Source organism: Microbacterium sp. Bi128, from assembly GCF_918698205.1.
Genome location: NZ_CAKKMM010000602.1, coordinates 1 through 2,933, shown reverse-complemented (window position 1 = coordinate 2,933; position 2,933 = coordinate 1). Strand labels below are relative to the sequence as shown.

Genomic DNA, 2,933 nt, shown 5'->3' with positions numbered 1-2,933 from the left:
GCCCAAATCGAAGCCCTGGTGGCAGCCAGCACAGACCAGTCGGGCACGGAGCCGCTGCTGGAGCTCGACACAGACACCGTGGCAAACGCGGAGGACGACCCGGACGACGACGCCGATGCCGCCACCGAAGGTGACCCGGCATCGCCGTCGTCGTCACCCAGCCACACTGAAGAAGCCGAGGAGACCAAGTGAGCATCGCAACCATGCTGCCGATGGGCGAGCTCACCAACCCCGGCCAGATGCGCCTGGCCCTGGTCCAGGTGGTCAACTGGGGCACATTCCATGGCGCCCACACGATGCACGTGGACCGCAACGGCACACTGCTGACCGGCAATTCGGGCGTCGGAAAGTCCACGCTGTTCGATGCCATGCTTCGGGTCTTCGACGCCCGTCCGCGCTCCAACGAAGCGGCTGCACAGCGGGCAGGCGGCGCTGTCGAGGACAAGCGCACCACGTTCACGTACATGCGCGGCAAGGTAGGCGACAAGGCCGTGGGAGAGGGCTCGGCGAGTGCGTTCCAGCGCCCCGGCGCGACCTGGTCCGCCGTCGCGCTGACGTTCGACAACGCCGCCGGCACGCGGGTGACGGTTTCGGCGCTTTTCGACCTGCCCAAGAACGGCACGGAATCCAGCGTCGGCCGGTACTACGTGATCGATAACAAGCCGCTGGACCTCGCGGCGATCGAGGGCATCGCGGAGAAGCGGTTCACCAAGTCTGCGCTGGACGCGATCTTCCCGGACGCCCAGATCTTCGACGTCCACAAGGCCTTCGCCGAACGATTCCGCCGGCTTCTCGGCATCAATTCGGATCAGGCCCTTCCGCTGCTGCGCGTTATCCAGGCCGGCAAGGGTCTCGGGGGCAGCGTCAACACCTTCTTCCGCGACCAGGTCCTCGATGCCCCTGCCACGCTGGCCGCGGCGGATGACGTCGTCGAGGAATTCAGCAACCTCATGTCCATCCGGCAGCGCCTCGAGGACGTCCGGCAGCAGCGCGACCAGCTGGCCCCCGTCCCCGGGCTGAATAAGGAATACGCGCAGGCGCTCCTGGACGCGAACCGGCTGCGGGACCTAACAGGTGAGGAATTCGAGGCTTACAGGCAGCAGCTCGCGGTCACAGTCCACGAGAAGACCCTGGCGCGGCTGAAGGAGCTGGCCCAGGCGAAGGCCACGGACCTGGCCGCCGAACGCGCTGTCCGTGACGGCTTCGCCAAGGAACTGCGCCAGCTGGAGGGCGAGTACAACAACCAGGGCGGCAACGCGATTTCCGCGATCGAGCAGTCCCTGGAGAACGCCCGGGTGGGGCTCAAGCTCCGGCAGGAAGTCGAGGCATCGACCCGCAAGGCGCTGACCGACGCCGGGCTGGAACTGCAGTGGTCGGCCGCCGGCTGGGATCAGGCCCACGAGCACGCCGCGGCACGCTCGGCTGAGCTCCAGGACGATTCCGAGGCGCTCAAGGAACTGCGCTTCGAAGCCTTTGATGGCCACGCCACCCGGAAGCGCGAACTCGCCGCGGCCCAGCAGGAGCTCGTCTCGCTGAAGACGCGCAAATCGTTGCTGCCGCCGTCGAGCATTGAAAACCGGAGCGCCATTGCCGCTGCCACGGGCGTGCCCGAGGAGCAGATGCCCTTCGGCGGCGAGCTGATCGACCTTGCCGAGGGCCAGGAACAGTGGCGCCCGGCTGCCGAGCGCGCGCTGCGGAGCCTGGCCACCACGCTGCTGGTCCCGGGCGAGCACTTCGCGGCAGTCACCCGTTACCTCAACGACCATTCCGTGCGCGGAGCGTTGCGTGCCGTGGACGTCTCCCGGCCCCTGGCCGGCGGTGCGCTGGCCGTCGAGGACGTGGCCGATCGCGACCTGCTGACCAAGCTCAGTTTCCTCACCGATGCCGGGCTGCCCGCCGGGCCACACGCCCAGGCGCTTGCGCAGTCCAGCGCCTGGCTCCGCGAACGGATTGCCCTCGACTTCGCCTACCCGTGTGTGGAAAACCCGGACGAGCTCGCCGGCCTGGACAAGGGCCTGAGCCTGGGCGGTGTGGTCAAGCGCAACCGCCACACAGTGGAAAAGGATGACCGCTTCACATCCCGCCAGGACTACGTCCTCGGGTTCGACAATGCCGCCAAGCTCGAACTGGTGGCGGCCCAGGTTGAGGACCTGCAGCAGGAGCTGGCCAAGGCCGCCGAGCTGGCGCAAAGCCGGGAAGAGTCGCACCAGGGCATGACCCGGCAGCTTGAAGCCTTGCGCCGGGTGGCCGAGGACCACCGGCCCTGGGAACAGGTGTCGGCCGCCGTGGCCGGCGAGGAGCTCGCCCGGATCGAGAAGCGCCTCAAGGACGCCCTCGCCGCACAGGCCGACCTCGAACCGCTGCGGGCCAGCATCGAAGCCGCGCGGCACAAGCACCAGTCCAGCACCGAATCCGCGGCCGTGCTGCAAAGCGAGTACAAGGCCCTCGATGCGCGCATGACCGCCGCTGGTGCGCTGCTCGATGCCGCACGCACCCGGCTGGCGCAGGCACCGCCGTCGGACGCCGGCGTCGCCGCGCTGGAACCGTACTTCACCGGCTTCGGCGACGTCCTGGAGATGCACGAACTCGACAACCTCGCCAACCAGGTCCGCACCAGGCTCCTGGCCGAACTGCACGTCGCCGAGTCCCGCGGGCAGGCCACCTCGGAGCGCCTCACCCGCATTTTCGAGGGTTTCGTCCGGGAGTGGGGCACGGCGATATCCGCGGACCACGGCACCTCGATCGGCGCCGCGGGGGAGTTCGAATCCCGCTACCACGCGATTGTCAGCGACGGGCTGCCCGCCCAGGAGGCCGAGTTCCGGCAGTTCTTCAACCAGCGGACGCACGAATCCTTTTCCACCCTGCTGCACCTGCTCGACGAGGAGCGGCGCGCCATCACGAGCCGCATCCTGCCGCTGAACGGGATCCTGTCC

At 68.3% G+C, this 2,933-nt stretch carries 1 protein-coding gene and 1 pseudogene; both read left to right on the top strand.

Translation table 11 applies throughout. The features are described from left to right. Nucleotides 1–192, top strand: a pseudogene (locus tag LQV45_RS23585) (DUF4194 domain-containing protein); the annotation flags it as partial. Continuing rightward, a partial coding sequence (locus LQV45_RS23580; protein WP_230009073.1) for an ATP-binding protein occupies nucleotides 189–2,933 on the top strand: 2,745 nt, incomplete at its 3' end. The pseudogene LQV45_RS23585 and the gene LQV45_RS23580, both read left to right, overlap by 4 nt.